Origin of the sequence: Parabacteroides goldsteinii (assembly GCF_020091425.1) — a bacterium.
GTDB classification, from domain to species: Bacteria; Bacteroidota; Bacteroidia; order Bacteroidales; family Tannerellaceae; genus Parabacteroides; species Parabacteroides goldsteinii.
Genome location: NZ_CP081906.1, coordinates 3,385,862 through 3,410,358 on the forward strand (window position 1 = coordinate 3,385,862; position 24,497 = coordinate 3,410,358).

The 24,497-nt window shown below is 45.2% G+C and carries 22 protein-coding genes; 9 read left to right on the forward strand and 13 right to left on the reverse strand.

The window, feature by feature from the left end:
• Nucleotides 1–8 precede the first annotated feature (8 nt).
• From K6V26_RS15155 to K6V26_RS15215, 13 genes are all read right to left on the reverse strand, one after another.
• Nucleotides 9–536, reverse strand: a complete 528-nt coding sequence (locus K6V26_RS15155; protein WP_224265755.1) for a DUF1097 domain-containing protein — start codon at nt 534–536, stop codon at nt 9–11.
• 261 nt (nt 537–797) lie between these two features.
• Entirely contained in the window at nt 798–2,267 is a 1,470-nt protein-coding gene (rny, locus tag K6V26_RS15160; RefSeq protein WP_394373153.1) for a ribonuclease Y, read from the reverse strand.
• A 174-nt stretch (nt 2,268–2,441) separates the two neighbouring features.
• Nucleotides 2,442–2,738, reverse strand: a complete 297-nt coding sequence (locus K6V26_RS15165; RefSeq protein ID WP_224265756.1) for a cell division protein ZapA — start codon at nt 2,736–2,738, stop codon at nt 2,442–2,444.
• Nucleotides 2,739–2,743: 5 nt separating this feature from the next.
• Nucleotides 2,744–3,037: a hypothetical protein gene (locus K6V26_RS15170; RefSeq protein ID WP_007659032.1), complete on the reverse strand. Its 294-nt coding sequence runs from the start codon at nt 3,035–3,037 to the stop codon at nt 2,744–2,746.
• A 148-nt stretch (nt 3,038–3,185) separates the two neighbouring features.
• The gene (locus K6V26_RS15175; RefSeq protein WP_007659033.1) at nt 3,186–3,386 is read right to left on the reverse strand and encodes a winged helix-turn-helix domain-containing protein; all 201 of its coding nucleotides are present in this window, start codon (nt 3,384–3,386) and stop codon (nt 3,186–3,188) included.
• Nucleotides 3,387–3,515: 129 nt separating this feature from the next.
• Nucleotides 3,516–4,205, reverse strand: a complete 690-nt coding sequence (locus tag K6V26_RS15180) for a B3/B4 domain-containing protein (RefSeq protein ID WP_224265758.1) — start codon at nt 4,203–4,205, stop codon at nt 3,516–3,518.
• A gap of 6 nt (nt 4,206–4,211) precedes the next feature.
• Nucleotides 4,212–5,036 (reverse strand): peptidoglycan editing factor PgeF, encoded by an 825-nt coding sequence (gene pgeF, locus K6V26_RS15185; RefSeq protein WP_224265759.1) that lies wholly within the window; start codon nt 5,034–5,036, stop codon nt 4,212–4,214.
• On the reverse strand, nt 4,981–6,135 hold the full coding sequence (gene obgE / locus K6V26_RS15190) for a GTPase ObgE (protein ID WP_224265760.1): 1,155 nt from the start codon (nt 6,133–6,135) through the stop codon (nt 4,981–4,983). Before obgE ends, pgeF begins: the two co-directional genes overlap by 56 nt.
• A gap of 15 nt (nt 6,136–6,150) precedes the next feature.
• Nucleotides 6,151–6,723, reverse strand: coding sequence for an adenylate kinase (locus K6V26_RS15195; protein ID WP_224265761.1), 573 nt, complete (start codon nt 6,721–6,723; stop codon nt 6,151–6,153).
• A 64-nt stretch (nt 6,724–6,787) separates the two neighbouring features.
• The gene (gene hpt, locus K6V26_RS15200; protein WP_046145089.1) at nt 6,788–7,330 is read right to left on the reverse strand and encodes a hypoxanthine phosphoribosyltransferase; all 543 of its coding nucleotides are present in this window, start codon (nt 7,328–7,330) and stop codon (nt 6,788–6,790) included.
• 60 nt (nt 7,331–7,390) lie between these two features.
• Nucleotides 7,391–8,065: an ABC transporter ATP-binding protein gene (locus K6V26_RS15205; RefSeq protein ID WP_007659043.1), complete on the reverse strand. Its 675-nt coding sequence runs from the start codon at nt 8,063–8,065 to the stop codon at nt 7,391–7,393.
• A 27-nt stretch (nt 8,066–8,092) separates the two neighbouring features.
• On the reverse strand, nt 8,093–10,501 hold the full coding sequence (locus tag K6V26_RS15210; RefSeq protein ID WP_224265762.1) for an ABC transporter permease: 2,409 nt from the start codon (nt 10,499–10,501) through the stop codon (nt 8,093–8,095).
• Between the two features lie 22 nt (nt 10,502–10,523).
• Nucleotides 10,524–12,911, reverse strand: a complete 2,388-nt coding sequence (locus K6V26_RS15215; protein WP_224265763.1) for an ABC transporter permease — start codon at nt 12,909–12,911, stop codon at nt 10,524–10,526.
• Nucleotides 12,912–13,367: 456 nt separating this feature from the next.
• On the opposite strand from K6V26_RS15215, the gene K6V26_RS15220 reads away from it, so the two are divergent.
• The 9 genes from K6V26_RS15220 (at nt 13,368) to bioB (ending at nt 24,489) form a co-directional block, all read left to right on the forward strand.
• On the forward strand, nt 13,368–14,735 hold the full coding sequence (locus tag K6V26_RS15220; RefSeq protein WP_007659046.1) for a sigma-54-dependent transcriptional regulator: 1,368 nt from the start codon (nt 13,368–13,370) through the stop codon (nt 14,733–14,735).
• Nucleotides 14,732–16,054, forward strand: coding sequence for a sensor histidine kinase (locus tag K6V26_RS15225; RefSeq protein WP_224265764.1), 1,323 nt, complete (start codon nt 14,732–14,734; stop codon nt 16,052–16,054). Before K6V26_RS15220 ends, K6V26_RS15225 begins: the two co-directional genes overlap by 4 nt.
• 100 nt (nt 16,055–16,154) lie before the next feature.
• The gene (locus tag K6V26_RS15230) at nt 16,155–17,666 is read left to right on the forward strand and encodes a bifunctional ADP-dependent NAD(P)H-hydrate dehydratase/NAD(P)H-hydrate epimerase (protein ID WP_007659048.1); all 1,512 of its coding nucleotides are present in this window, start codon (nt 16,155–16,157) and stop codon (nt 17,664–17,666) included.
• Between the two features lie 309 nt (nt 17,667–17,975).
• A complete protein-coding gene (locus tag K6V26_RS15235; RefSeq protein WP_224265765.1) occupies nt 17,976–19,577 on the forward strand; it encodes a tetratricopeptide repeat protein in 1,602 nt (533 codons plus the stop codon).
• Nucleotides 19,578–19,693: 116 nt separating this feature from the next.
• Nucleotides 19,694–20,059, forward strand: a complete 366-nt coding sequence (locus tag K6V26_RS15240) for a DUF3244 domain-containing protein (protein ID WP_007659050.1) — start codon at nt 19,694–19,696, stop codon at nt 20,057–20,059.
• 270 nt (nt 20,060–20,329) lie between these two features.
• On the forward strand, nt 20,330–21,397 hold the full coding sequence (locus tag K6V26_RS15245; protein WP_224265766.1) for a DUF4831 family protein: 1,068 nt from the start codon (nt 20,330–20,332) through the stop codon (nt 21,395–21,397).
• A gap of 19 nt (nt 21,398–21,416) precedes the next feature.
• Nucleotides 21,417–23,078 (forward strand): peptide MFS transporter, encoded by a 1,662-nt coding sequence (locus K6V26_RS15250; RefSeq protein WP_010802405.1) that lies wholly within the window; start codon nt 21,417–21,419, stop codon nt 23,076–23,078.
• Nucleotides 23,079–23,091: 13 nt separating this feature from the next.
• The gene (locus K6V26_RS15255) at nt 23,092–23,496 is read left to right on the forward strand and encodes a hypothetical protein (RefSeq protein WP_195585284.1); all 405 of its coding nucleotides are present in this window, start codon (nt 23,092–23,094) and stop codon (nt 23,494–23,496) included.
• 12 nt (nt 23,497–23,508) lie between these two features.
• Complete coding sequence (bioB, locus tag K6V26_RS15260; RefSeq protein ID WP_224265767.1) at nt 23,509–24,489, forward strand: biotin synthase BioB; 981 nt, start codon at nt 23,509–23,511, stop codon at nt 24,487–24,489.
• Nucleotides 24,490–24,497: the final 8 nt, after the last annotated feature.

Genomic DNA, 24,497 nt, shown 5'->3' on the forward strand with positions numbered 1-24,497 from the left:
GAATAATGTTACTCCGTGTCTTCGCTTACTTTCTTTTCATAAGCACTACGCAGGCAGATAGTGATATAACCGAATAAGAGACCGATCGTACAATAAATCATCTCCGTCAGAGCTGCCGTAGCAAAAGTGGCATTCGGCACATAATTCATAAAGGCAAAGAAAGCACCTGCACCAATAAACAATGCCGGTACTAAGGACAGCCATTCGCTCCGCTCACAGAAAATAGCACAGAAAGCAATCACTCCTACCGCCACAGGTACGGCAAAGAATCCCAGAGCAGGCGTCATCGCACCGCCAAGAACCATAATAACAATAGAGGCAGCAATACCGATCGCATAAGCAATAAAGGCTTTTATCCCTCCCCTCACCGTACAACCGGCCAGGAAGTAAACCGCCCACGACTGAAAAGAAATCCAACTAAAACCGACATTTCCTTCGGGAGGCATGGAGGTGTACAACAACTGGTCCAATGCCTGTATCAGGCATGCTAAAACACCAATAATCACGGGAATCAAAACAAACTTTTTTAGTGTCATTGTGGTAAAAGATTTAAATGAGTAATTAGATATAGAATATAGTGATTTTCGTACCTCTCGCGGCAAATATATTAATTTAACTGATAAAACACAACGCGAAAAGACAGATAACGACTTGTTATTGTGCAAAATAGACTATTCACACCACCCTGACACCTATTCCCGACAGTCTAATAATTAACAGTTTCAGCCAACAAAAAATGGCCGATCTCCTCAGACCGGCCACCTTAAATTTTAGTTTCAAATATATCCTAAAGGACTTTATTTCGCATAACTTACAGCACGGGTTTCGCGGATAACCGTGATTTTTACCTGCCCCGGATAAGTCATTTCATCCTGTATCTTCTTTGCGATTTCGTTTGACAGGTTTTCCGTATCCTTGTCGTCGATCTTATCTGCCCCAACAATAACGCGAAGTTCGCGGCCTGCCTGGATAGCATAAGTCTTCACAACACCCGGATAAGAAAGAGCCAATTGTTCCAGATCGTTCAAACGTTTGATATAAGCCTCAACGATTTCACGACGGGCACCCGGACGAGCTCCGGAGATAGCGTCACAAACCTGAACGATCGGTGCCAGCAATGTCTGCATCTCAACCTCATCGTGGTGGGCACCTACTGCATTACAGATATCCGGTTTTTCCTTATATTTCTCGCAAAGCTTCATACCCAGGATTGCGTGCGGCAATTCCGGTTCATCATCAGGCACCTTACCAATATCATGTAACAAACCTGCACGTTTCGCTTTCTTCGGGTTCAATCCTAATTCGGAAGCCATCACGGCACAAAGATTGGCCGTTTCACGGGCATGCTGCAACAGGTTCTGACCATAAGAAGAACGATATTTCATCTTACCGATCATACGGATCAGTTCGGGATGCAATCCATGAACCCCCAGGTCGATCACCGTACGTTTACCGGTTTCAACCACTTCGTCTTCCACCTGTTTTTTAACTTTCGTCACCACCTCTTCGATACGGGCCGGATGGATACGTCCGTCCTGTACCAACTGGTGCAATGCCAAACGGGCAATCTCACGGCGAACCGGGTCAAAGCCGGAAAGAACGATCGCTTCGGGGGTATCGTCGACAACGATCTCAATACCGGTAGCTGCTTCCAGGGCACGGATGTTACGGCCTTCACGACCGATGATACGTCCTTTGATCTCATCCGATTCGATATGGAATACGGTAATGGAGTTTTCGATCGCCGTTTCAGTCGCTACACGCTGGATAGACTGGATAACGATCTTCTTTGCTTCTTTATTAGCCGTCATCTTCGCTTCTTCCATGATCTCATTGATATAAGAAGTTGCTTCCGATTTGGCTTCGTCTTTCAACGATTCGATCAGGCGTTCTTTAGCTTCATCGGCAGAAAGTCCGGAAAGGGCTTCCAGCTGCTCGATCTCCCGTTGATGAAGTTTTTCCAGATCCTGTTTTCTTCTATCTACCAATTCCAATTGAGTAGCCAGATTTTCTTTCACCGCATCAATCTCGCAGTTTTTACGCTGCAAATCTTCCTGACGCTGGTTGAGTGTCAGTTCACGTTGTTTCAACTTTCCTTCGGCCGACTGGATCTTTGCGTTCCTTGCCGATACTTGTTTTTCCAGATCCGCTTTCAGATGAAGGAATTTTTCCTTTACTTCCAGCAATTTGTTTTTCTTGATCACTTCCGCTTCCTTCTCGGCTTCCCTCAGTACGGAATCGTACCTCGACTTCAGAAGAAAACGCATGCTCAACCACGTCAACAACCCTCCTATCAGGAGAGCTACAATTGATGATATGATTATATACACTGTCATTTTACTTATAATTTAAATTCATATATATATAAAACAAAAAAAGCACTACAATACACGGCAACCGTGCAGAGCAGTGCGGAAACTCTTCTTACAATTATATTATAATTACTTATCCTTCAAATACTGTTCCAACTCACCCGTGAGTTCCTGTATCTTATCTGTAATAGGACTTGTATCGTTTATATCTTCCAATTGCAAATTAGTCATAGACAATTGAAAAGCAACCATGGCTAACAAATCTTTTACATCCACATCGGACTGAGCAAAATTTTGCCGATACTGATTGATCTTATTACGTATCTGCTTGGCGGCATCCCGCGCCAATTGCTCGTCTTTCCGATCAATCCAAAGACCGTAACTCTTTTCGGCTATATCTAAATGTATAAGAAATTTATCGTCCATCGCTTCTATTCGTTTAATAGTGCAATGCACTTGTCTACTTCCCGCACTAACTTCGATAAACGCATCCTTGCACTTTTCATTTCCCCTTCATTTACGGAAACGACTCTTGCTGTCAGCAGTTTATCGCATTTGGTATTCAACTCTTCAATCGTTTTTATTGCCTGCTTCAGTTCTGCTTCCTTATGGTTCAAAACAGTTGTGAGCTCGTCGATCTTATGGTTTTGCTTATTACATAATTCCATTAAATCACGAACTCTAACCTCAAATACAGCCAACAATCTCTTTTGATCTTCGGTCATTTCACACCAAATTCTAGACAAAAGTAAAATTTAGAATTGAATTAAACAACAAGGCGGTCTGTTTTTTTAAACAGAAAACATCCAAACACACAAAAGGCCGTCCAAATAATATCCGAACAGCCCTCCTAACCAAGTATCGGTTACGCGATTAGATCAACGCAACAAATAATTCACCTTCAATCTCTTCGAAAGACAACTTTCCTTCTTTTGCTAACCAACCAAATGCAGCATACATGTCTTTTTCTGCTTTGATCTTAGTTGCTTTCTTTACTGCCTTAACACTCATTTTTCCGCCTTCGTTTAAAACTGTCCAAACAAGGCCGGCGTTTGTACCAATCAATTCGATCATTTTCTTTTTCGTTTTGTTAATTCGTTAACGGGGGCAAATTTATAGATTAATCGATTAAAACAAAAGGAAATAGATGTTTTTTAGCATAAAAACGGGTGTTTTTGAGGTTTCTAAACATAATTAACGCGTTTATAACATAATTTTCACTCTACTTTCAGGCGTAATCAACTCCATTTCCAAATTAGTTGTTGATACATATCGGGTTAATAGGGACACCCCATAGGTCAACGCCTCTTGCAGCCCCTCCTTTCCGGAGTATCCGTTTATAATCATTAACAGCTTTCCCGTATTCATGTCGATCTTGGTTCGTTCTTCATCGCTGGTCGGAGTACCAACGCCTCCCTGATTATCGCGATAGACCGGGAGGCCGGCTATATTCAGTTCGCCACGGCCTATTCCATGATAAATCTCGCCTTCCCGACCGACACCCAGCACCAGGTCTCCGTCGATCTTACCGGCATCGAACCCGCCGATAGAATAGCCGCTCTGAATAGACAGGAGATTGATTATATCGACCAATGTATCTATTTTATATAAGGGTAATTCGCGGAGGATACGCCGGCGAAGCGCTTCCGCCGAAGGACGGTAACGGTTCGGATCTTTACCCAGACGCTTATAAGCCTGTCTGGTTGCCTGGATAGGAGGAAATTTGTTTATATCTTCCAATTTGCAGGTTGTGCGGATATGGGTTTCCACTTCTGTTATTTCTTTCCACAATTGTTCGTCCGAAACGGTGTTTACCACGTCGCATTCCACAACGGCGACATGCAGGTCCGGGCAAGCCTTCGCTATTTCTTCCGAGATAGAAACATGTATCATATAGTATTACTCTTTAATCATTATACCGGACAGGATACGTCCGCTTTTTATTCCCAACCGGCGAGCGGAGAAAAAATCTTCATGGTGCTGATAGGTGCAGATTCCGGAAACTTCAATACGCTCCGGCAATAATCCGGATTGCAGCAACTGGATACGGTTTGCCTCCCAGAGGTCGATATGGGCTTTACCGGTCTGAGCGTTTCGTTCCATGATACGATTCATATCCACACCAGTCTCCCTGAAAGCATCGACCACCTCCTCGCCTACCTCGAAAGCCTCCTTGCTGATCGACGGGGCGATACCCGCCATCATCAGGGCAGGATTACAAGAATAACGGTCTGCCATACAACGGATGGTTTTAGCAACGATCTGCTTTACCGTTCCCCGCCATCCGGCATGGATAGCCGCCACCACCTTCTTATCCGGCGCATAGACCAGAACCGGGACACAGTCTGCCGTAGAGACAGCGATGCAGATTCCCGGTATATCCGTCACCAGTGCATCTTTTCCGTACATCTCCTGCTGTTGGGCATCAATACAACTTATTTCCGCTTCATGCACCTGACAAGGCGCAAAAATCCTTTCGGGAGAAATTCCCATTGCATCCGAAAGAAGCTGACGGTTCATCCGAACGGAAGCCGGATCGTCACCGCTGAACTCTCCCGGATTCATCGTCGCATAATTACCCTGGCTCACTCCTCCGTGACGGGTCGTTATAAAATGAGAAATGTTGCATTCTCCGCTTAATCCGGAGAATTGCAACATTTCTACTGTATTACTTTTCAGTTTCTTCATCTTCGTCGTCCCACTCGTATTCTTCATACTCTTCATCCGGATCGTCGTCGACAGGAAAGACGAAATCATCGTCATCATCATCCAGCGGTATCGAACTGACATCGATATTCTGGTGGACGATATTTTCGACTTCGTGGAAGGTTTCCTTATTCAGTTCCTTCCACAACAGGTCTTTCAACTCCGTAATACCCTGCTGGGTAATGGAAGAGATAAACACATGCGGAATACCTTCGGGTAAATCCTCCGACAGGGCTTCGATCAGCTCGTCATCCAGCATATCACTCTTGGTGATTGCCAGCACACGGCTTTTACCCAACAATTCGGGATTGTATTTTACCAGTTCGTTATGAAGGATCTCGTATTCCTTTTTAATATCGTCGGTATCTGCCGGGATCATAAACAGAAGCAGCGAATTTCGTTCGATATGACGAAGGAAACGGAGTCCGAGACCTTTCCCCTCACTGGCTCCTTCAATAATACCGGGAATATCGGCCATCACGAATGAACGATGGTCACGATAACTTACGATACCCAGGTTCGGTTCCAGTGTCGTGAACGGGTAATTCGCAATCTTCGGTTTAGCCGCCGATACAACAGAGAGCAAAGTCGACTTTCCGGCATTCGGAAAACCTACCAACCCCACATCAGCCAGCAACTTCAATTGCAGGATGACTTTGCGTTCCTGAGCCGGTTCGCCCGGTTGAGCATAACGGGGAGCCTGGTTGGTAGATGTCTTGAAATGCCAGTTGCCTTGTCCGCCACGACCACCTTTCAGCAGCATGACTTCCTGGCCGTCTTCGGTAACGTCGCAGATATATTCGCCGGTTTCGGCATCATACACTACAGTTCCGCAGGGCACTTCAATCACCCGGTCTTCACCGTCTTTTCCGAAACTGCGCTTGGCACTGCCGCCTTCGCCGTTCGTTGCCATGATATGACGTTCGAACTTCAGATGCAGGAGGGTCCAGTAATTCCGGTTGCCACGAAGATACACATGGCCTCCTCGCCCTCCGTCGCCTCCGTCGGGGCCTCCTTTCGGAATATATTTCTCACGACGAAAGTGAGAAGACCCTCTTCCGCCCTTTCCCGAGCGGCAATAGATCTTTACGTAATCTACAAAGTTTGATTCAGCCATTTTCTTATTTCTTTCTTATTTTACTTTATTTACTGCTTCTTTGATACGATCGAAGATTTCTTCGACTGTACCCATTCCGTGGATACCGACGTGTTTGCCTTCTCCCACATAGTAATCAGCCAAAGGTGCTGTCTGTTTGTGATAAACATCCAGTCTCGATTTGATTGTTTCCAGGTTATCGTCCGAACGTCCTGATACTTTGCCGCGTTCCAGCAGACGAGAAATCAGTTCATCTTCTTCAACCTGCAGGTTCAGCATCACTGAAACATCCGTACCGCGTTTGTTCAGCATTTCTTTCAATGCTTTTGCCTGCGGGATAGTACGGGGGAAACCATCGAAGATAACACCTTTTGAACTTGCTTTGCTGTCCAATACTTTGGCAAGCATATCAACAATCAGTTCATCCGGTACAAGCTGACCTTTTTCAATATAATCCTTAGCGATCTTACCAAGTTCGGTTTCACCTTTCATTTCAGCACGCAATACATCACCAGTTGAAATGTGATCCAAACCATACTCTTTAATGATCAACTCACTCTGTGTTCCTTTTCCTGAACCCGGAGCTCCAAAAATAACAACGTTCAACATAATATTGTTCCTTATTTATAAATGTATTTTTCAGTTATCAAACTCACCTGTAAGCTGTCATCTGTCAACTATTAACTGTCACCTTGTAAATATCCCGGTAGGCACGCCCCATTTCATCATAATCCAGCCCGTAACCGACAATAAAGTCGCTTGGTATCTGCAAACCGACATAGTCAGGCTTCAGATCGCATTTCAGGGAATCGGGTTTGAAGAGCATGGTTGCCAGCTTGACATCCGCCGCACCGTCATTTCTCAGCTTATCCATAACAAACTGCATGGTGTAACCGGTATCGATAATGTCTTCCAGCAGGATCAGGGTACGTCCTTTCACATCGGCCTGCACCGGCATAATCTCACGAACAACTCCGGTGCTATTGAGGCCACGATAAGAAGAATAGCGGGCAAACGTAATTTCGTAGTAGGTGTCCATCTGCCGCATCAGTTCTGCGGTAAACATGAACGCCCCGTTCAATATGCCTACGAACAGAGGGTTAGTATCTCCTACATCTGCCTTAATCTGTTTAGCCATCTTCGCAATGGCATCCTTGATCTCCTTCTCCGGGATAAACAGTTCAAATTCTTTATCTTTTAATCGGATCTTGTCCATATACCGTTTATTTTTCGAGGGAACAAAGGTACAATATTTTCAGTGAAGCACAAAAAGATTTTACTTCCTGCTTTCAGTCAGGATATTTCCGTCCATCATGCGGATTAAACGTCCGGCCATCCGGGCATTTTCTTCCGAGTGTGTCACCATGACGACGGTTGAACCTTCCTTGTTGAGTTCGAGAAGCAGATTCATGACTTCGTTACCGTTCACCGAATCCAGGTTTCCGGTCGGTTCGTCCGCCAGGATGATCTTGGGATTCGTTACAATAGCACGGGCAATAGCCACGCGCTGTTGCTGTCCGCCGGAAAGCTGCTGCGGATAATGTTCCGTACGATGGGCAATCTGCATCCGGTCGAGTGCGGCATTTACCCTCGCAACCCGTTCCTTTACCGGGACTCCGGCATATAAAAGAGGCAATTCCACATTCTCAAAGACCGTCAGTTCGTCTATCAGGTTAAAACTCTGAAAGACAAATCCCAGATTACCGTTCCTCAAGTCTGTCCGGTTATTCTCCGTATAACGTGAAACTTCTTCTTCCAGAAACCACAACTCGCCGGAAGTCGGATTATCCAGCAACCCCAACAGGTTCAGCAATGTTGATTTACCGCAACCCGAAGGTCCCATTACTGCAACGAACTCTCCCTGGTTTATTTCCAGATTAATACCGTTCAAGGCTGTAGTCTCAACACTCTCCGTACGAAATACTTTCGTTAAATTTACTGCTTTTATCATGATGCTTATTTTATTATTCTTATTCATTTATTCATATCTCAACGACTCCACCGGATTCCGGGAAGCTGCCCGCCAGGTCTGCGCTACAACTGTCAGGAAGGTTATCAGCAGGATAATCAGTCCCGCCAGCGGAAACAGCCACCAACTGATAGGAGTCTGATAGGCAAAATTACTCAGCCAGCGAACCATCAGAAGATAACCGACCGGACAGGCTATCACAAAGGCGATTCCCACCCAAATCATATATTCCCGGCAAAACATACGGACAATGCGGTCGGAATGCGCACCGTTCACTTTCCGGATACCTATTTCCTTCGTCCGCTGTGCGGTAGCCAGGGCAACCAGTCCCAGTACGCCCATCATGGCGACAACGATTGCCAGGACGGTAAAGATCAGAAACATCCGGCTCAACTGCTGTTCATGGGCATAATTCAGGTTCAACGCATCGGAAAAGAAACGGTAGGAAAATACATTGTCCGGGCGCATCTCTTCATATTTCTCTTTCAGGAACTTCAATGTCCCCGCCTTATTCTCGGGTGATATCTTTATATACATTGTATTCAATAATTGACGGGAATAATAGATGTAAGCCGGTTTGACCTCCTCACGCAACGACTGGAAATGAAAGTCCTTCACCACGCCGACAATCCGCGAAGTCTCCCCGAACCATCCTTTATTCTGAACGACCATGCCTACCGGGTCTTTCACCTGCATCATCTTCCAGGCGGTTTCATTAATGACTACCGGCGATTCCTTCTGGTAAGTGCCATCCATATAGGCATTCTTGTCGGCACCGAAAGATTCGCCTTTCAGCAAGGTCACTCCCAATGTCTTCATAAAATTGCCGTCACCCACAACACCGACCATCTTCAGCGAATCGACCTGTCCGTTTTCACCTATCCAACTGAAAACGGCTTCTTCCGTCTTATGTCCCCGAAGGTAATTCGACAGGTCCACGCCTCCCGCCACATTCCCGACATTCGGATTTTTCATTACTTCCTGCCTGTAATCGTCTATTCCCTGGTTGCCGTAGTAGGCCATCAGTTCGAACACATCACAATCCACGACGACCATATCTTCCTTATCCAGTCCGAGGTCTGCATTTTGCAGGTAATGAAGCTGACGGAAGACCACCGAAGTGGAAAAAAGCATCGTAATGGCAATAACAAACTGCACACACACCAAGCCTTTGATAAGCGTCCCTTTCCGGCCGGTTGCCTTTCCGCCTTTAAAGGCCAGCAAAGGGTTGAACGACGACATATAGAAAGCAGGGAACGCTCCTGCCAGACTCCCGACTCCTATTATACCGAACAGGATAAATAACATAGTCTGCCAGTTAAACAACAAAACAATATCTTTCCCGACAAACCGGTTGAAGAAAGGCAACAACAATTCCGTCAGTGCCAACGCCAGGACCAGCGAAAGGAAAGCCTGGACCAAGCTCTCGGACAGGAACTGCGTAATCAGCATCTTACGTTTCGCCCCTGTCACCTTCCGGACACCGATCTCCTTATAACGCAGCGATGCACGGGCAGTCGACAAAGTGGTAAAGTTGAATGCCCCCATAAAAATAATCAACAGGGCCAACGCCATAAACAACCAGATTTGCGACATATTTCCGTAATTATCGACCGACGGGTCTTTAAATGAGGTATGTAAATGAATATCTTTCAATGGCTGGAACTCCAACGGCCTCCCGTCTTCCCGCTGATTTATCCAGGTACGGCCCATAGCCTTCCGGTCAGCTTCCGATAATACGGAGCCTTTCCTCAACTGGATATATACATTCGTTCCTTCCGCAAAATCCCAGCTCAGCGGCTCAAAATAGGCCTGCTCACCCAGCAACACTTCAAACCGGATATGGCTTTTACGGGGCACCTTCAGGACTGCCGCCACTTTATAACGGTGAACTTGCCCCAGAAACTGGCAGGTGACATCTTTGCCGACAGCCGGAGAATCTCCGAACAGCTTCTTTGCCGTAGACTCCGCCAGCACGATCTGTTGCGGGTCTTTCTTCATCAGGGCCGGATCGCCCGCTATCACCGGGAAACTGAACATATCAAAGAAGGCCGTATCCACAAATGTATACTTCGCTTCGATCAGATTTGCTCCCGAATGAAGGTTCAGCATACCGAAGTTGAGTACAAAGGTTGCATTCTCCACCTGTGGGAACTCCTCTCGTAATGCTTTGCTCAACGGGGCCACCGTGTAAGCTGATTCTTTCATTTCCCCACCGTCTTTCCGGTCTACGGCAATCACCCGGTAGACAGAGTCGCGGTTCCTGTGGAAATCTTCGAATGTCAACTCATCCACGATCCACAGATAGATAAGGAAAGCGGCTGTCATTCCCAGCACGAAACCCAACATATTAATAGATGAAAACAGAAAACTCCGCTTTATCTGCCGGATGGCTACTTTTATATAATGCTTAATCATATCGTTTTTATTTATTGTTATTTTATTCATACCGTAATGATTGTACCGGGTTCCTGGATGCGGCACGCCAGGTCTGCGCTATAACGGTCGACAACGTTATCAGCAAGATAATACCGCCCGAGAGCGGGAAAAGCCACCAACTGATCGTTGTCTGATAAGCAAAGCCACTCAGCCATCTCAGCATGAACAGGTAGCCGAGCGGACAGGCGACCACAAAGGCAATGCCTACCCAAATCGCATATTCCCGGCAAAACATACGGACAATGCGGTCGGAATGCGCACCGTTCACTTTCCGGACACCGATCTCCTTCGTTCGCTGTACCGTTGAAAGAGTCACCAGACCGAACACCCCCATCATCGCCACGATAATAGCCAACACGGTAAAGATCAGGAACATCTGGCTTTGTTGCCGTTCGCGGGTATAATTCTCATTCAGGACATCCGTCAGGAAACGGTAATTAAAGAGCATATCCGGACGTGCCTCCTCATATTTCTCTTTCAGGAACTTCAGAGTCTCCGCCTGTTTCTCTGCCGAGATCCGAACATACATATAATTAAACAACTGAACCGTATAATAAAAGAATGCAGGTTTTATCTTCTCCCGCAACGGCTGGAAGTTAAAGTCTTTCACAACACCAACGACCCTGGAATTACGAATGCCGATGCCACCGCCAGCCAGCAGCATACCGACCGGATTCTCAACTTTCAGCATCTTCCATGCCGTTTCATTGATAACGATCGGCGATTCTTGTGCATAAGAGCCATCCCAGTAATGGTCGGGATTTGAGCCGAACGTTTCTCCTTTCAACAATGTCAACCCCAATGTTGGAATAAAGTCGCTGTCTCCGACCATTCCTACCATCTTCACCGAGTCTGTTTTCCCGTTCTCATCTTCCCACCTGAACATATTTTCTTCAAAGCTATATCCTTGCAGGTAGTTGGTTATCTCCACACCCAACGCCACACTCTTCACATACGGATTTTTAAGTATCTCCTGCTTGAAACCGTCTGCTCCCCGGCGCCAGTCCAAAACATCGACCTCAATCAGATGTTCCTTATTCAATCCCAGATCGGCATTCTGCAAATAATGGAGTTGCTTGAATATGATAGTCGTACAAATAATCATGGTTATCGCGATTACGAACTGTAGACAGACCAGCCCTTTGATCAATCTCCCCTTCTTACCGGTCGCCTGCCCTCCCTTGAAGGCCAGCAGCGGACTGAACGACGACATATAGAATGCAGAAAAAGAACCTGCCAGGCAACCGACTCCGACAATACCGAACAGCACAAACAACAAGGTCTGCCAATTGAATTGCAAAGTAATATCCTTCTCAACAAACATATTAAAAAATGGCAACAGCAATTCCGTCAGCGCCAGCGCCAACAGCAACGAGATAAAAGCCTGCACCAGACTTTCCGACAGGAACTGTATGATCAGCTTCTTCCTTTTCGCCCCGTTCACCTTCCGGACGCCTATCTCTTTGGAACGCAAAGAAGCACGGGCAGTCGATAAAGTCATAAAATTAAATGCCCCCATAAAGATGATCAGGGCAGCCAACGCCGCAAAAAGGTAAATCTGCTGCATATTCCCGTGATTATACACATCGTTGGGTTCCTTAAATGCTGTGCGCAGATGGATATCTTTCAACGGTTGGAAGGCCAGGGGCTTTCCCCATTGCGAATGCTTCACCCAGATGTCGCGCATGGCCAGCCGGTCGGCATCCGTCAAAGAGGTTCCTTTCTTTAGTTGGATAAAAACGTGCATCCTCTCCGAGAATCCCCAAAGTTCATCTTTTATTTCGTCCCACAAATAAGAATCCCAACTTGCCAGTACCTCAAACTGTATATGACTCTTGCGGGGCACTTTCAATACCGCCGCTACCTTATAATATTTTTTATTGAATTTACAGGTGACCTCTTTTCCTATAGCCGATGTTTTACCGAACAGCTTCTCCGCAATCGCCTCTGAGAGCACGACCATCTGAGGGTCTTTCTTCAGCAGGGACGGATCGCCTGCCACAACCGGAAAACTGAATACATCAAAGAATGTCGTATCGACATATCCATAGTTAGCCTCAACTCCTACATCCCCGGCGTAAATATCATATTTACCACCATACTTTATAAAGGTCGCATTCTCCACCTTCGAAAAATCCTTCCGGAACACTTCGCTAAGCGGGGTAACCGTAGAGGGAACCTGCCCTTTTGCAGACTGCTCTTCACGGATCACCCGGTAAATATAGTCTCCGTTCTTATTAAAATCTTCAAATGTCAGCTCATCCACTATCCAGAGATAGATCAGGAAAGCGGCTGTCATCCCCAACACAAATCCCAGCATATTGATAGATGAAAACAGAAAACTCCGCTTTATCTGCCGGATGGCTACTTTCACATAATGTTTAAACATGGTCATTTTATTAATCAGTTCATATCTTGCTATAAGTAATCAACATTCATGCCATTTTTCTAACCGGCTAGCCATCAGCAAAATGTAATATATAGAGACTACGACTACCGTACGATATCGTACAGTTCCCCATACGTTTCCGTACGGTACTTCACCGGCAACTAACCCGAAACACCGGATGAACTAATTCTTTTCTCCTTATTAAGTAATATTTTAGTCCTCTATTTTATTTCTTTCCCCCTTGCTGAAAATCAATTTTTAGCATGCTCAAAATTAATTTGATGCATGCCCGAAATTGATTTTGTGCTAGCTCAAAAGCAAAAAATCTAAGAAGAAAAATAATAGATATCAGGGAGGTAAACATTAAAAGTTCGTTTAGTTGGGATTAGTTTACCGGCTATCCGGAAATTTTACCTAAGTTTGGGCCATCTAATCAATACATGAAGAAGGAATATCATGGCAGTACGACAAGGAAAAATATTAGTTATCGACGACAACGAAGACATTCTCTTTACATTGAAAATGCTGCTCCGGCCTTTGGCTGAAAGCGTTACGACCTGCACAAGCCCTAAAGAGATCAACCGGCTCGTATCGACTACCAAATACAATGTCATCCTGCTCGATATGAATTTCACGGCAGATGCCGTTAGCGGAAAAGAAGGTTTTTACTGGCTGGAACGTATCCGCGAAATATCTCCCGAGACTGTCGTCATCCTGATCACAGCCTATTCGGATACGGAAAAGGCCGTCCGCGCCATCAAAGCGGGAGCCACCGATTTCATCCCTAAGCCCTGGCAGAACGAGAAGATGCTGGCAACCATCTCGTCGGCACTCGAACTCAGCCTGCGGCGCGGAGAAGTGCAGACGCTGAAAGAACAGAAGTCTGTCCTCACCACGACGGAGCCGGAGCTGGAAGTGATCGGCGAATCTCCCGCCATGGAAAAGATATTCAAGACGGTAGAAAAGTTGAAGAATGCGGATGCCAACATTCTTTTGCAGGGCGAAAACGGGACGGGAAAAGACCTGATTGCTTATACGCTCCACAAACAATCGTCACGCAACCAGGAGGCTTTCGTGCCTATCGACCTGGGAAGCATCCCGCACAACCTGTTTGAAAGCGAACTGTTCGGCTACGAAAAAGGAGCTTTTACGGATGCAAATAAAAGCAAGTCGGGACGTTTTGAGATCGCATCCGGCGGCACGCTCTTTCTGAACGAGATCGGAAACCTGCCGCTTATGCTCCAATCCAAACTGCTTACGGTGATCGAACAGCAGAAGATAAACCGCCTGGGATCGACCAAAGAGACTTCCATCAATGTCCGGCTGATCTGCGCAACCAATACCGACCTCCATGCCGCCGTACAGGACGGCAGTTTCCGTCAGGACCTGCTTTACCGCATCAATACGATCGAGATTTTCATTCCTCCCTTGCGGGAAAGGGGGAACGACATCTCTCTCCTGGCAGATCATTTCCTGAAACGGTACAGCCATAAATATAAGAAAGAGATCGAAGGCTTCTCACGGGAGGCGCGGCAGCTTCTGAAACAATACAACTGGCCGGGCAACGTCCGCGAACTGCAACATGTCATTGAACGGGCCGTCATCCTTTCCGACCAAAAAAAGTTGCAGTACGACGACTTCATGCTTCGTACTCCCGTTTCCAGCTACCGCGAAAAGGAAGAAAAGTTCAACCTGGAAGAGCTGGAAAAGAAAACCATACAGGAGGCTTTGCATCATTGCTCCGGCAATCTGACACAGGCTGCCGACTTATTAGGTATTACGCGTACATCTTTATATAGGCGACTGGAAAAATACGGTTTATGAAACAATACTCGAAAAAAGCTATCGGGCTGATCCTTTTAATAGTAATCACCAGCCTGGTTCTTGCCTTTTTGGTGGCGGGACAGTTTTATATTTCCGCTTTCATTGCCGGCATGATTCTCCTGATAGAAGCCTGGTACCTGCTCCGGCAGATGGAACGGAGCGACCGGTTATTCCGGCATTTTGTCTGGTCGGTACGTTATTCCGACTTCCTTTCTTCGGGCACAACACACCAGGAACCGTCGGATGCCCTCCCGCAAGAACTGACCGGAGCGGTGGAAGAGGCTTTGCAATTCTATAAGAAACATCTTCAGCAAAAGGAAAGCCAACTGCAATATTTCCAGGCACTGGCCAATCATATCGACCTCTCTGTCTTCGTTTATTCTCCCGAAACGGGACAGGTCGAATGGATGAACCAGGCAGCCAAAATACAAACCGGCCTGAACTTTGCCGAAACGATAGATGACCTGGCTGCTTACCATCCGGAACTTCCTGCCCGGCTGCGCATCCTGCATCCCGGTGAACTGTCTATCCTGCAAGTCCGCCGCCAGGAAGATTACTCGCAACTGATCCTGTCATCCATGTCATTCGTGGTATTGAACAAGCCGCTTACCGTCGTCAGCATGAAGAATATCCGCTCGGTACTGGAAAATAAAGAGACGGAAGCCTGGCAGAAGCTCATCCGGGTTCTCACACATGAGATCATGAATTCCATGACACCGATCGTATCCCTCTCCGAGTTATTGAAAAGCAAACAGACTTCGGATCCTATCACGGACGAGGAACGCGAAGAGATACACCAGGCTGTCGACACCATCTTCCGGAGAAGCAGCGGCCTGGTCCGCTTCGTTGAAAACTATAGAAAAGTGACCGGCATTCCTACCCCCGTCCCCGAAATCATACCTGTCGACAGCTTGCTCGACAATGTCACCCTGCTATTCAGGGAGGAAACGGATAGCATAAAAGTCCTGCCTTCGGCTTCGCATTTACAGGTCATCGCCGACAAAGCTCTGATCGAACAGATACTGATCAATCTGATAAAAAATGCGCTGGATGCGACACAGGAATGTGAGAATCCCCGGATAGAACTATCGGCAGGGATCAATGCGGAAGGTAAAAACTATATTCAGGTCAGCGATAATGGGACAGGCATTCCGGCAGACGTCCAGGAGCGCATCTTCATACCGTTCTTTACGACCAAGCCTGTCGGTTCCGGTATCGGACTCAGTATTTCCCGGCAGATCATGTATATGCACAAAGGCAGCCTGACCGTTATCTCGGAAGCAGGGAAAGGAAGCCGTTTCCTGCTTACTTTCGCCTGATTGGCGAAAATGCTTCCTTTCCTTTTTAAAAAAGGGGGAACAACATAGCAAAGTTTGTTATACATTTGTATGCTGAATAAACTTCTGATATCCTACAGTTATGATAAAGATATTTCCAACAGACAAAGTAAAAGAACTCGATCAATACACAATCCAGAACGAACCGATCAGTTCTATCGACTTAGTAGAACGCGCCTCAACGGTCTTCGTGCACGAATTTTGCCGCCGTTACTCCAAGCAAACCCGTATCATCGTATTTGCCGGACAGGGAAACAATGGTGCCGATGCACTCGCTATCGCACGGCTATTGAAGGACGAATGTTACAGGGTTGAAACTTATCTGTTCAACCCGACCGAGCATCTTTCTTTTGATTGTGAGATGAACAAGCAACGGATACTCGGATTGGAGAAGGTTGAATTTACCGAAGTGGTAGCCGACTTCGTCCCTCCGGTACTGACCGACCGCGATGTCGTGATCGACGGTTTGTTCGGTTCCGGTCTGAACCGTCCGTTGACCGGCGGTTTTGCTGCAATGGTAAAATATATCAACCAGTCGGATGCTACGATCGTATCTATCGATATTCCCTCCGGATTGTTCGGGGAGAATAACCAGACGAATGATCCGGATTCTATCGTAAGGGCAAGCCTGACGCTGACATTCGGATTCCCGAAACTGGCTTTCTTCTTCCCCGAAAATGCTCAGTATGTCGGTGAGTGGAAAGTGTTGGACATCGGTATTCACCCGGATATCGTCGATAATACGTCTACTCCCTATATGATGGTGACGGAAGACGATATCTCCGAAGTATTCCAGCCCCGCGATAAATTCTCCCATAAAGGGACTTTCGGTCACGCATTGCTCATTGCCGGAAGCAAAGGAAAGATGGGAGCCGCCCTGCTTGCCGCCCGTTCATGCCTGAGAAGCGGCACGGGATTACTGACCGTGCATATCCCGCAACGTGGTGAAGTCATTATGCAGGCAGCTTTTCCGGAAGCCATGATCAGCTTCGATCCGCATGCCGACTATTTCACGACCGTGCCCGAAATATCCATCTATTCCGCTATCGGTGTAGGACCTGGATTAGGACAACATCTCGAATCGGCCGCCGCCCTGGAACGTCTGTTGCAGACAACCGACAAGCCGGTCGTGCTGGATGCCGATGCATTAAACCTGATCGCTTCCAATAAAGATTTATTGAACCGCATTCCTCCGCGCAGCATCCTCACACCGCATCCGAAGGAGTTCGACCGTATCGCCGGAGAAAGCAACAGCATGTTCGAGCGCCTGAAGAAAGCACAGTCTTTTGCTATCGAACATAAACTGTGTGTAGTACTTAAAGGCACTTATACGGCAACCTGCACGGCAAGCGGCAACGTATATTTCAACAGCTGTGGCAATCCGGGCATGGCGACAGCCGGCAGCGGCGATGTCCTGACCGGCATTATTCTCGGACTGCTGGCTCAAGGAGCAGAACCCGAAACGGCTGCTGTTTCAGGAGTTTTCCTTCATGGCACGGCTGGCGACCTGGCAGCTGTTTACCGTTCAGAAGAAAGTATGATTGCCGGAGACATCACCGATATGCTCGGAAAAGCATTCAAGCAAATCAAATAAACAGATAAAGTTATTTTCCATTTATACCGGTAGCCGGCCCCTATTCAGGTCCGGCTACTTTTTTATACAGCCAGACTCTGCTTAATATTCAATACGCTTATCCTCCTTACCGAATAACTTCCAAAATATAACATTCATTATCAACTTCTGTTTCAAAAAAAAGCGATATATTCGGCCACCAAATATACGCAAATGACAAGTAAACCCCGAAATATTATTTTATACTTTCTACTAATCTGTATCCTGTGCTTTTCTTCCTGTTCCAAGAAAAGTTCTGCCTCATCAGAACTATTGCAGGCAGAAAAATTGATGGAAACACTTCCCGACAGTGCGCTGGCCATTCTCAACAAGATACCATCACCCGAAACATTATCAAACAGGGAATATGCCTCCTATTGCCTCCTGTTTACGCAGGCTTTGGATAAAAACTATATTACAATTACTTCCGACTCATTGATAAAAAAGGCCGTCACTTATTATGAAAACCATAATGATATTGCCTCACTGGCGTTATCATATTATTATATGGGAAGAACCTATTTCGATATGCAGGATGCCTTACAAGCACAACAAGCCTATTTGAAAGCATTGGAATTAGGTGAAAGCCTGAACTCCACAGACCTGCTTATAAAAATAAACAATAGCCTCGGAACGCTTTATTCTTATCAGGATATTTACGAAACAGCGTTACCACTTTACAAAAAAACACTATCTCTTTTGGAAGGGAGTAACGACTCAACCAGAATATCTCTCGCTCTGCGCAATACTGCCCGTGTCTTTACAGAAACACAACAATTGGATAGTGCTATATATTATTATCAGCAAGCGATAAAAACAGCCACCCCTGAAAGTTCATCTTCTTTATACAATGATTTAGGTAGTTTATACATGAAAATCGGTCAATATGAAGAAGCGGGCGATTGCATACAAAAATCAATACAAACTTGCTTTACTCCCAGTCTGGAATACCATTTATTTCTAACATACGGAGAATATTTATTAAAAACAGCACAATACGATTCTGCCCAATACTATTTGAGCCAAAGTTTACAGAGTCCCAATATCTATACCCAGGCAGGCAGTTTATACTTTTTAGCCCAGATAAAAAGAAAGAAATCCGACTTTACAGACTATTTCAAGTATTGGGACCATTATGAACAACTGAGGGATTCAATCAGGGTCAACTCTCATTATGAAAATATACGCATGACACAGAGCATGTTCAACTACCAACACATAGCAGATGAGAAACTAAAGTATGAACAAGAGGCAGCCAGACAAATGATCATAATATATCAAATACTGATCATCACGGTCTTTCTGTTTCTCACCGGCTTTTTCTTTTTCAAAAAAGAACAGAAGAAAAAGAAAAAGCTACTTGACCTGAAAGAGCAACAATACAAACAAAGCCAACAACATATAGAAGATAATAAACAACAGATCAAATATCTGGAAAACGCACTCTCCAACGGACAGGAAACGCTGAGTGACGTAAAAAAACAACTGTTCGAAACCCAAAAGCTAATGCTGGAAATGGAGAACAGACAAATCTCTTTAAAACAAAATACATTAGAGATATTAGAACATGATCTCAAAAAGTCTGCTTTATATATCAAAATACATAAGACCGAAACCGGACTTACGGAAAGCGAATGGTCAGAACTGGGTTTACTGATCGATGCGACTTATTCCGATTTCTCAAAACGTATTTTTGACTTATCTCCATATGTCTCTACTGAAGAATTACGAGTCTGTTACCTGGTCAAAATTGGCATTCCTGTTAAAAAGATTGCATCATTGATGAGATTAACAAGCTCCGGAGTCACACAATGCCGGAAAAGACTGTATAAAAAATTGACACATGAGCCTGAAAACACCGAAAAATTCGACCAGTTTATAGCTGATTTATAACAGCTTATCAATTGTCAACATTTTGTCAACAAAAATATAATCTATATTCCAATATGGGTTATACATTTGTAAGGCATTTTCAATTTTATCAACCGACAATTAAATTAATTAAGATTATGAGACAGTTCATCACAGCTTTATTTTTAGTAATATGTGGAGCATTCTGTGCTCAAAACATGTATGCAGATAATATCCCGACTAAAGGTAAATGGGGTCCTCAGGATATTAAATCTATCTTTCCGGCACCTCCTACAGCTTCAATAGAAGGACAAGATCTGACAATCGAATTTACCAGTCCGCTTAGCAACCTGACTATTCAGGTAAAAGATAATACAGGTATGGTAGTCTATGAAGAATGCGTATCAGCCTCTGGTCCACAAGTATATACTATTCCATTAAATCTTGAGAATGGTGAATATACATTGGAATTAGTGCATAGATACGGATATCTTACCGGCTCTTTCATTATAGAAATAGAATAAGCATTAAACGCGCTAAATTTATGTTTATATACAACTCATGAGGGCGATTTAACCGACCCCTCTATATCTCGATCTCCTTTTCCACTCATGAGTTGTTCTCCCTTAACCAAAACATTAACTATGATTTTTTTATCCCTCCCCAACTAAAGTGCCATAATCATACTGCTCATCTGCATTACAAAAGTCTAAAAGAAGGTTCTAAGGTTGGTTTCTAACAAAATATTTCATAGTTTTGTACAATCATAATTGAGATAAATAATTTGTTTAGATATGAAAAATCTGATCACAATAGCATGTCTTTTGTTTAGCATACCGCTCATGGCACAAACCAAAGTGGTAAAGAAAAACGCTGTTAAAGCTAATAATTTCGGTATTACCTACTCATTGCCAAAAACACAACTGATCGTTGATGCAGAAGTTACAAAGGTTACCTGCAAAGCCGGTCCTTACTACAAGTATGCAGAAAAATACTTAGGAGTGAAAGATGCGATAACGGAAGATAAGGTATACTATGAGTTAGGAAAACTATCGTTGGTAAACAAAGGAATACCCGACCCGGACAACACTTATATCGTTGAATTTAAAAGTGGTACAGTTGCCCCTTACGCTTATCTGACGGAAGACGGCCTCCTGTGTTCCATCAATGCAGAATATACACCGGAAGAATCAGAACTTGAGACAATAAAGAAAAATGGCCAGGGACCGGCTAAAGTGACGGATGCCTCCGTCTTTTCGGAAGAGTTGCTGATGGCAGGCTCTACAGCCAGGCAGGCAGAAGTTGCCGCCAAACAAATCTACCGTATCCGTGAAAGCCGTTTGAATATCCTGACCGGAGATGCTGATAATCTTCCACCCGACGGTGAAGCGATGAAGCTGGTTATCCAACAGTTAGAAGAACAGGAAAAGGCGCTGACCAACCTGTTTACCGGTATCCTTACCAAAGAAACTTCTCATTACGAAGTGAGCATTACCCCTTACGATAATCTGGAAAAAGAAGTCTTATTCCGCTTCTCCAATCTGATGGGTATCGTCGATGCAGACGACCTCGGAGGTGTCCCGGTCTATATGAATTTAAAAGCGACCGAACGTGCTCCGGTGCTCGACCCGAAAGAAGCCGAAAAGAAGGAAAAATCATTGAAAGGCATTGTTTATAATGTACCCGGCAAAGCTAGTATTGAAATCAGCATGAACAAGAAAACACTATATAAAGGAGATGCACAAATTACGCAATTCGGTTCACGCGAAGGGCTTGCTCCTGTTATGTTCGAAGATAAAAAAGTTCCGGTGAAAGTCTATTTCTATCCGGAGACCGGCGCCATAAAACAAATAATTCAATAATAATCTAATTTAAATTTCTATGTTTGAAGGACAACCTAAAGGTTTATACGCGTTAGCCTTAGCGAATACCGGCGAGCGTTTCGGGTATTATACGATGCTCGCAATTTTTACTTTATTCTTACAAGCTAAGTTCGGCTTCACAGCCGCCGAGACATCGACCATCTTCGGTTCTTTCTTAGCAGCAGTGTACTTTATGCCACTCATCGGAGGTATCCTTGCCGATAAATTCGGTTACGGTAAAATGGTAACAACAGGTATTGTTGTCATGTTTATCGGATATGTACTGTTATCTATTCCCACCCCTTCCTCTACCGGAAAAATATTGATGTTCGGTGCTTTAGCCCTGATCGCCTGTGGTACGGGTTTGTTCAAAGGGAATTTGCAGGTAATGGTAGGGAATCTGTATGATGCTCCTGAGTATAAAGCTAAACGTGATACTGCTTTCAGTATCTTCTATATGGCTATCAACATCGGTGCCATGTATGCTCCGACTGCGGCTACCATGATCACTAACAAAATGTTGGGAAAAGCCGGATTCACTTATGTACCGCAACTTCCATCACTGGCCCATCAATTCCTGAACGGAACGATTACTGAAGAAGGAGCAACAACCCTGAGCGGCTTACAGGCTGCCCAGAACTTCGTTGGTGATACAGCGACATTCTGTACTACTTATATTGACAAATTATCAGAGGCTTACAACTATGGTTTTGCTATTGCCTGTATCTCTCTGATCGTATCCATGTTGATCTATGTAGTGTTCCGTCCGACATTCAAGCATGCCGATTACAACTCAAAACAAGCTAAACCGGCTAATGTACAGGAAGAAGAACTGACACCGGAACAGACAAAAGCACGTATCCAGGCATTGTTGCTGGTATTTGCCGTAGTTATTTTCTTCTGGATGGCCTTCCACCAGAATGGTTTGACACTGACATTCTTTGCACGTGACTATACCGCACAGGCCGTGACGGGATTGGATCGTTTAGGATTCAATATCGTAAACCTTACTTTCCTGCTGGTTATTGTTTATGCAGGATTCTCTTTGTTCCAGTCAAAAACAGGCAAAGCAAAAGGAATCTCAGGGCTTGTCCTTGTCATCATGCTTGGCTTACTGGGATGGAGTTACAGTTCTATGGATTCAACGGTCAGTATCTTGCCGCAGATCTTCCAGCAGTTCAACCCGTTCTTTGTAATCGTGTTGACTCCGGTATCGCTGGCTGTATTCGGATATCTGGCAAAGAAAAAGAAAGAGCCGTCTGCACCGCGTAAGATCGGTATCGGTATGGTGATTGCAGCCTGCGGTTTCCTTATCATGGCGTTGGGCTCTTTAGGATTGCCTACTCCGGCAGCTGTTGAAGCAAACGGTATCTCTGCCGATGTTCTGGTTTCGCCGAACTGGCTGATATCGACTTATCTGGTATTGACTTTCGCTGAGTTATTGCTTTCACCGATGGGTATCTCATTCGTATCGAAAGTAGCACCTCCTAAATATAAAGGTATGATGATGGGAGGATGGTTCGTAGCTACGGCTATCGGTAACTATCTGGTGGCTATCATCGGTTATCTGTGGGGCGGAATGCAGTTGTGGATGGTATGGAGCGTATTGATCGTATGCTGTCTGCTGTCGGCACTGTTCATTTTCTCTATCATGAAGCGTCTGGAAAAAGTAGCTAAATAATAAAAGCTAACAGATGAAGTTGCAGCAGACATATCTCAAACAAAAGACTTTCCGGTTCAAAAGATGGAGCCGGAAGGGGTATGCTGCATTCTTCAGTCTGGGCAGGGCTGTTACGATCGGGCAACTTTCTTCTAATGTGGCAGAAAGATTCCAGGTTAAAAACGGTTCCAACCATTCGTCTGTATTATTGACCGGACAAATCGGTCCGGAAGAAGCAAAGAAAGAGACTGAACTTTTGCAGGAACAATCGTGTGCGGAAGCTATATCGTGGCTTTCACAGATGTTACTTCTTCTATTCTCTTTACAGACGGTAAAACAGACATCGGCAGCGGGTTCGTTTGCCTACATTATTATATGTATATATCCTAAAGCGGGAAGTTTCAGTTATGCTGAGACTTCCCGCTTTTCTATTTCATAAAAGACAACCAATATGATTGAAACACTTAAACAGATTGTTATTGAAGGGGGAACCATCAATGAGGAACAGGCCGTCGCCTTATCCCAATCTCCTGATAAAGAGGCTTTATATAAGGCCGCCCATCAGATCACGCGTCACTTCATGGGAAATAAATTCGATACCTGCTCCATCATCAATGCCAAAAGTGGGAATTGCAGCGAGAACTGTAAATGGTGTGCACAGTCCGGACATTATAACACAGTCGTCGCCTTGTATCCTTTACTACCGGCCGAAGAATGTGTTCATCAGGCACTACACAATCGCCAACAGGGAATCGAACGCTTCGGATTGGTTACCAGCGGCAAACGTCTATCGGACGGAGAAATCAGGAAATTAACAGAAACCGTCCGCTATATCAAACAGGCGAGCGACATCAAATGCTGTGCTTCCCTGGGTCTGTTGAATAAAGAACAGTTAAAAGAACTGCGTGAAAGCGGTGTCGAAAACTACCATTGCAATATCGAAACCGCTCCCTCCCACTTCCGAACCCTATGTACCACTCATACAATCGAGCAGAAACTCGAAACAATCCATATGGCACGCGAAGAAGGTTTCCGCATCTGTTCCGGCGGTATCATCGGCATGGGGGAAACCATGGAACAACGGATAGAGATGGCCCTGTTACTCCAAAAAGAACAAGTACATTCCATCCCCTTAAACCTGCTACAACCGATACCGGGAACTCCGCTTGCCGGCACTCCCCAATTATCGGAAGAAGAGTTTCTTACGACTATTGCTCTATTCCGTTTTATCAACCCAGAGGCTTACCTCCGTTTCTCGGGAGGACGTTCACTGTTGAGTAAGGAGACACAACGGAAAGCCTTATATATAGGTATAAACGCAGCAATCATCGGCGACCTGCTGACAACCATCGGTAGCCAGGTAGAGGAAGACAAAATACTCTTTGCCGAAGCCGGCTATTCATTAACAGAAGAAACCGACTGGGTCGGATAACACATACA

Coding starts and splice junctions, on each gene's coding strand:
- K6V26_RS15155 (WP_224265755.1), bottom strand. CDS start 536: ATGACACTAAAAAAGTTTGTTTTGATTCCCGTGATTATTGGTGTTTTA.
- rny (WP_394373153.1), bottom strand. CDS start 2,267: ATGCGTTTTCTTCTGAAGTCGAGGTACGATTCCGTACTGAGGGAAGCC.
- K6V26_RS15165 (WP_224265756.1), bottom strand. CDS start 2,738: ATGGACGATAAATTTCTTATACATTTAGATATAGCCGAAAAGAGTTAC.
- K6V26_RS15170 (WP_007659032.1), bottom strand. CDS start 3,037: ATGACCGAAGATCAAAAGAGATTGTTGGCTGTATTTGAGGTTAGAGTT.
- K6V26_RS15175 (WP_007659033.1), bottom strand. CDS start 3,386: ATGATCGAATTGATTGGTACAAACGCCGGCCTTGTTTGGACAGTTTTA.
- K6V26_RS15180 (WP_224265758.1), bottom strand. CDS start 4,205: ATGATACATGTTTCTATCTCGGAAGAAATAGCGAAGGCTTGCCCGGAC.
- pgeF (WP_224265759.1), bottom strand. CDS start 5,036: ATGAAGAGTATGAAGAATACGAGTGGGACGACGAAGATGAAGAAACTG.
- obgE (WP_224265760.1), bottom strand. CDS start 6,135: ATGGCTGAATCAAACTTTGTAGATTACGTAAAGATCTATTGCCGCTCG.
- K6V26_RS15195 (WP_224265761.1), bottom strand. CDS start 6,723: ATGTTGAACGTTGTTATTTTTGGAGCTCCGGGTTCAGGAAAAGGAACA.
- hpt (WP_046145089.1), bottom strand. CDS start 7,330: ATGGACAAGATCCGATTAAAAGATAAAGAATTTGAACTGTTTATCCCG.
- K6V26_RS15205 (WP_007659043.1), bottom strand. CDS start 8,065: ATGATAAAAGCAGTAAATTTAACGAAAGTATTTCGTACGGAGAGTGTT.
- K6V26_RS15210 (WP_224265762.1), bottom strand. CDS start 10,501: ATGATTAAGCATTATATAAAAGTAGCCATCCGGCAGATAAAGCGGAGT.
- K6V26_RS15215 (WP_224265763.1), bottom strand. CDS start 12,911: ATGTTTAAACATTATGTGAAAGTAGCCATCCGGCAGATAAAGCGGAGT.
- K6V26_RS15220 (WP_007659046.1), top strand. CDS start 13,368: ATGGCAGTACGACAAGGAAAAATATTAGTTATCGACGACAACGAAGAC.
- K6V26_RS15225 (WP_224265764.1), top strand. CDS start 14,732: ATGAAACAATACTCGAAAAAAGCTATCGGGCTGATCCTTTTAATAGTA.
- K6V26_RS15230 (WP_007659048.1), top strand. CDS start 16,155: ATGATAAAGATATTTCCAACAGACAAAGTAAAAGAACTCGATCAATAC.
- K6V26_RS15235 (WP_224265765.1), top strand. CDS start 17,976: ATGGAAACACTTCCCGACAGTGCGCTGGCCATTCTCAACAAGATACCA.
- K6V26_RS15240 (WP_007659050.1), top strand. CDS start 19,694: ATGAGACAGTTCATCACAGCTTTATTTTTAGTAATATGTGGAGCATTC.
- K6V26_RS15245 (WP_224265766.1), top strand. CDS start 20,330: ATGAAAAATCTGATCACAATAGCATGTCTTTTGTTTAGCATACCGCTC.
- K6V26_RS15250 (WP_010802405.1), top strand. CDS start 21,417: ATGTTTGAAGGACAACCTAAAGGTTTATACGCGTTAGCCTTAGCGAAT.
- K6V26_RS15255 (WP_195585284.1), top strand. CDS start 23,092: ATGAAGTTGCAGCAGACATATCTCAAACAAAAGACTTTCCGGTTCAAA.
- bioB (WP_224265767.1), top strand. CDS start 23,509: ATGATTGAAACACTTAAACAGATTGTTATTGAAGGGGGAACCATCAAT.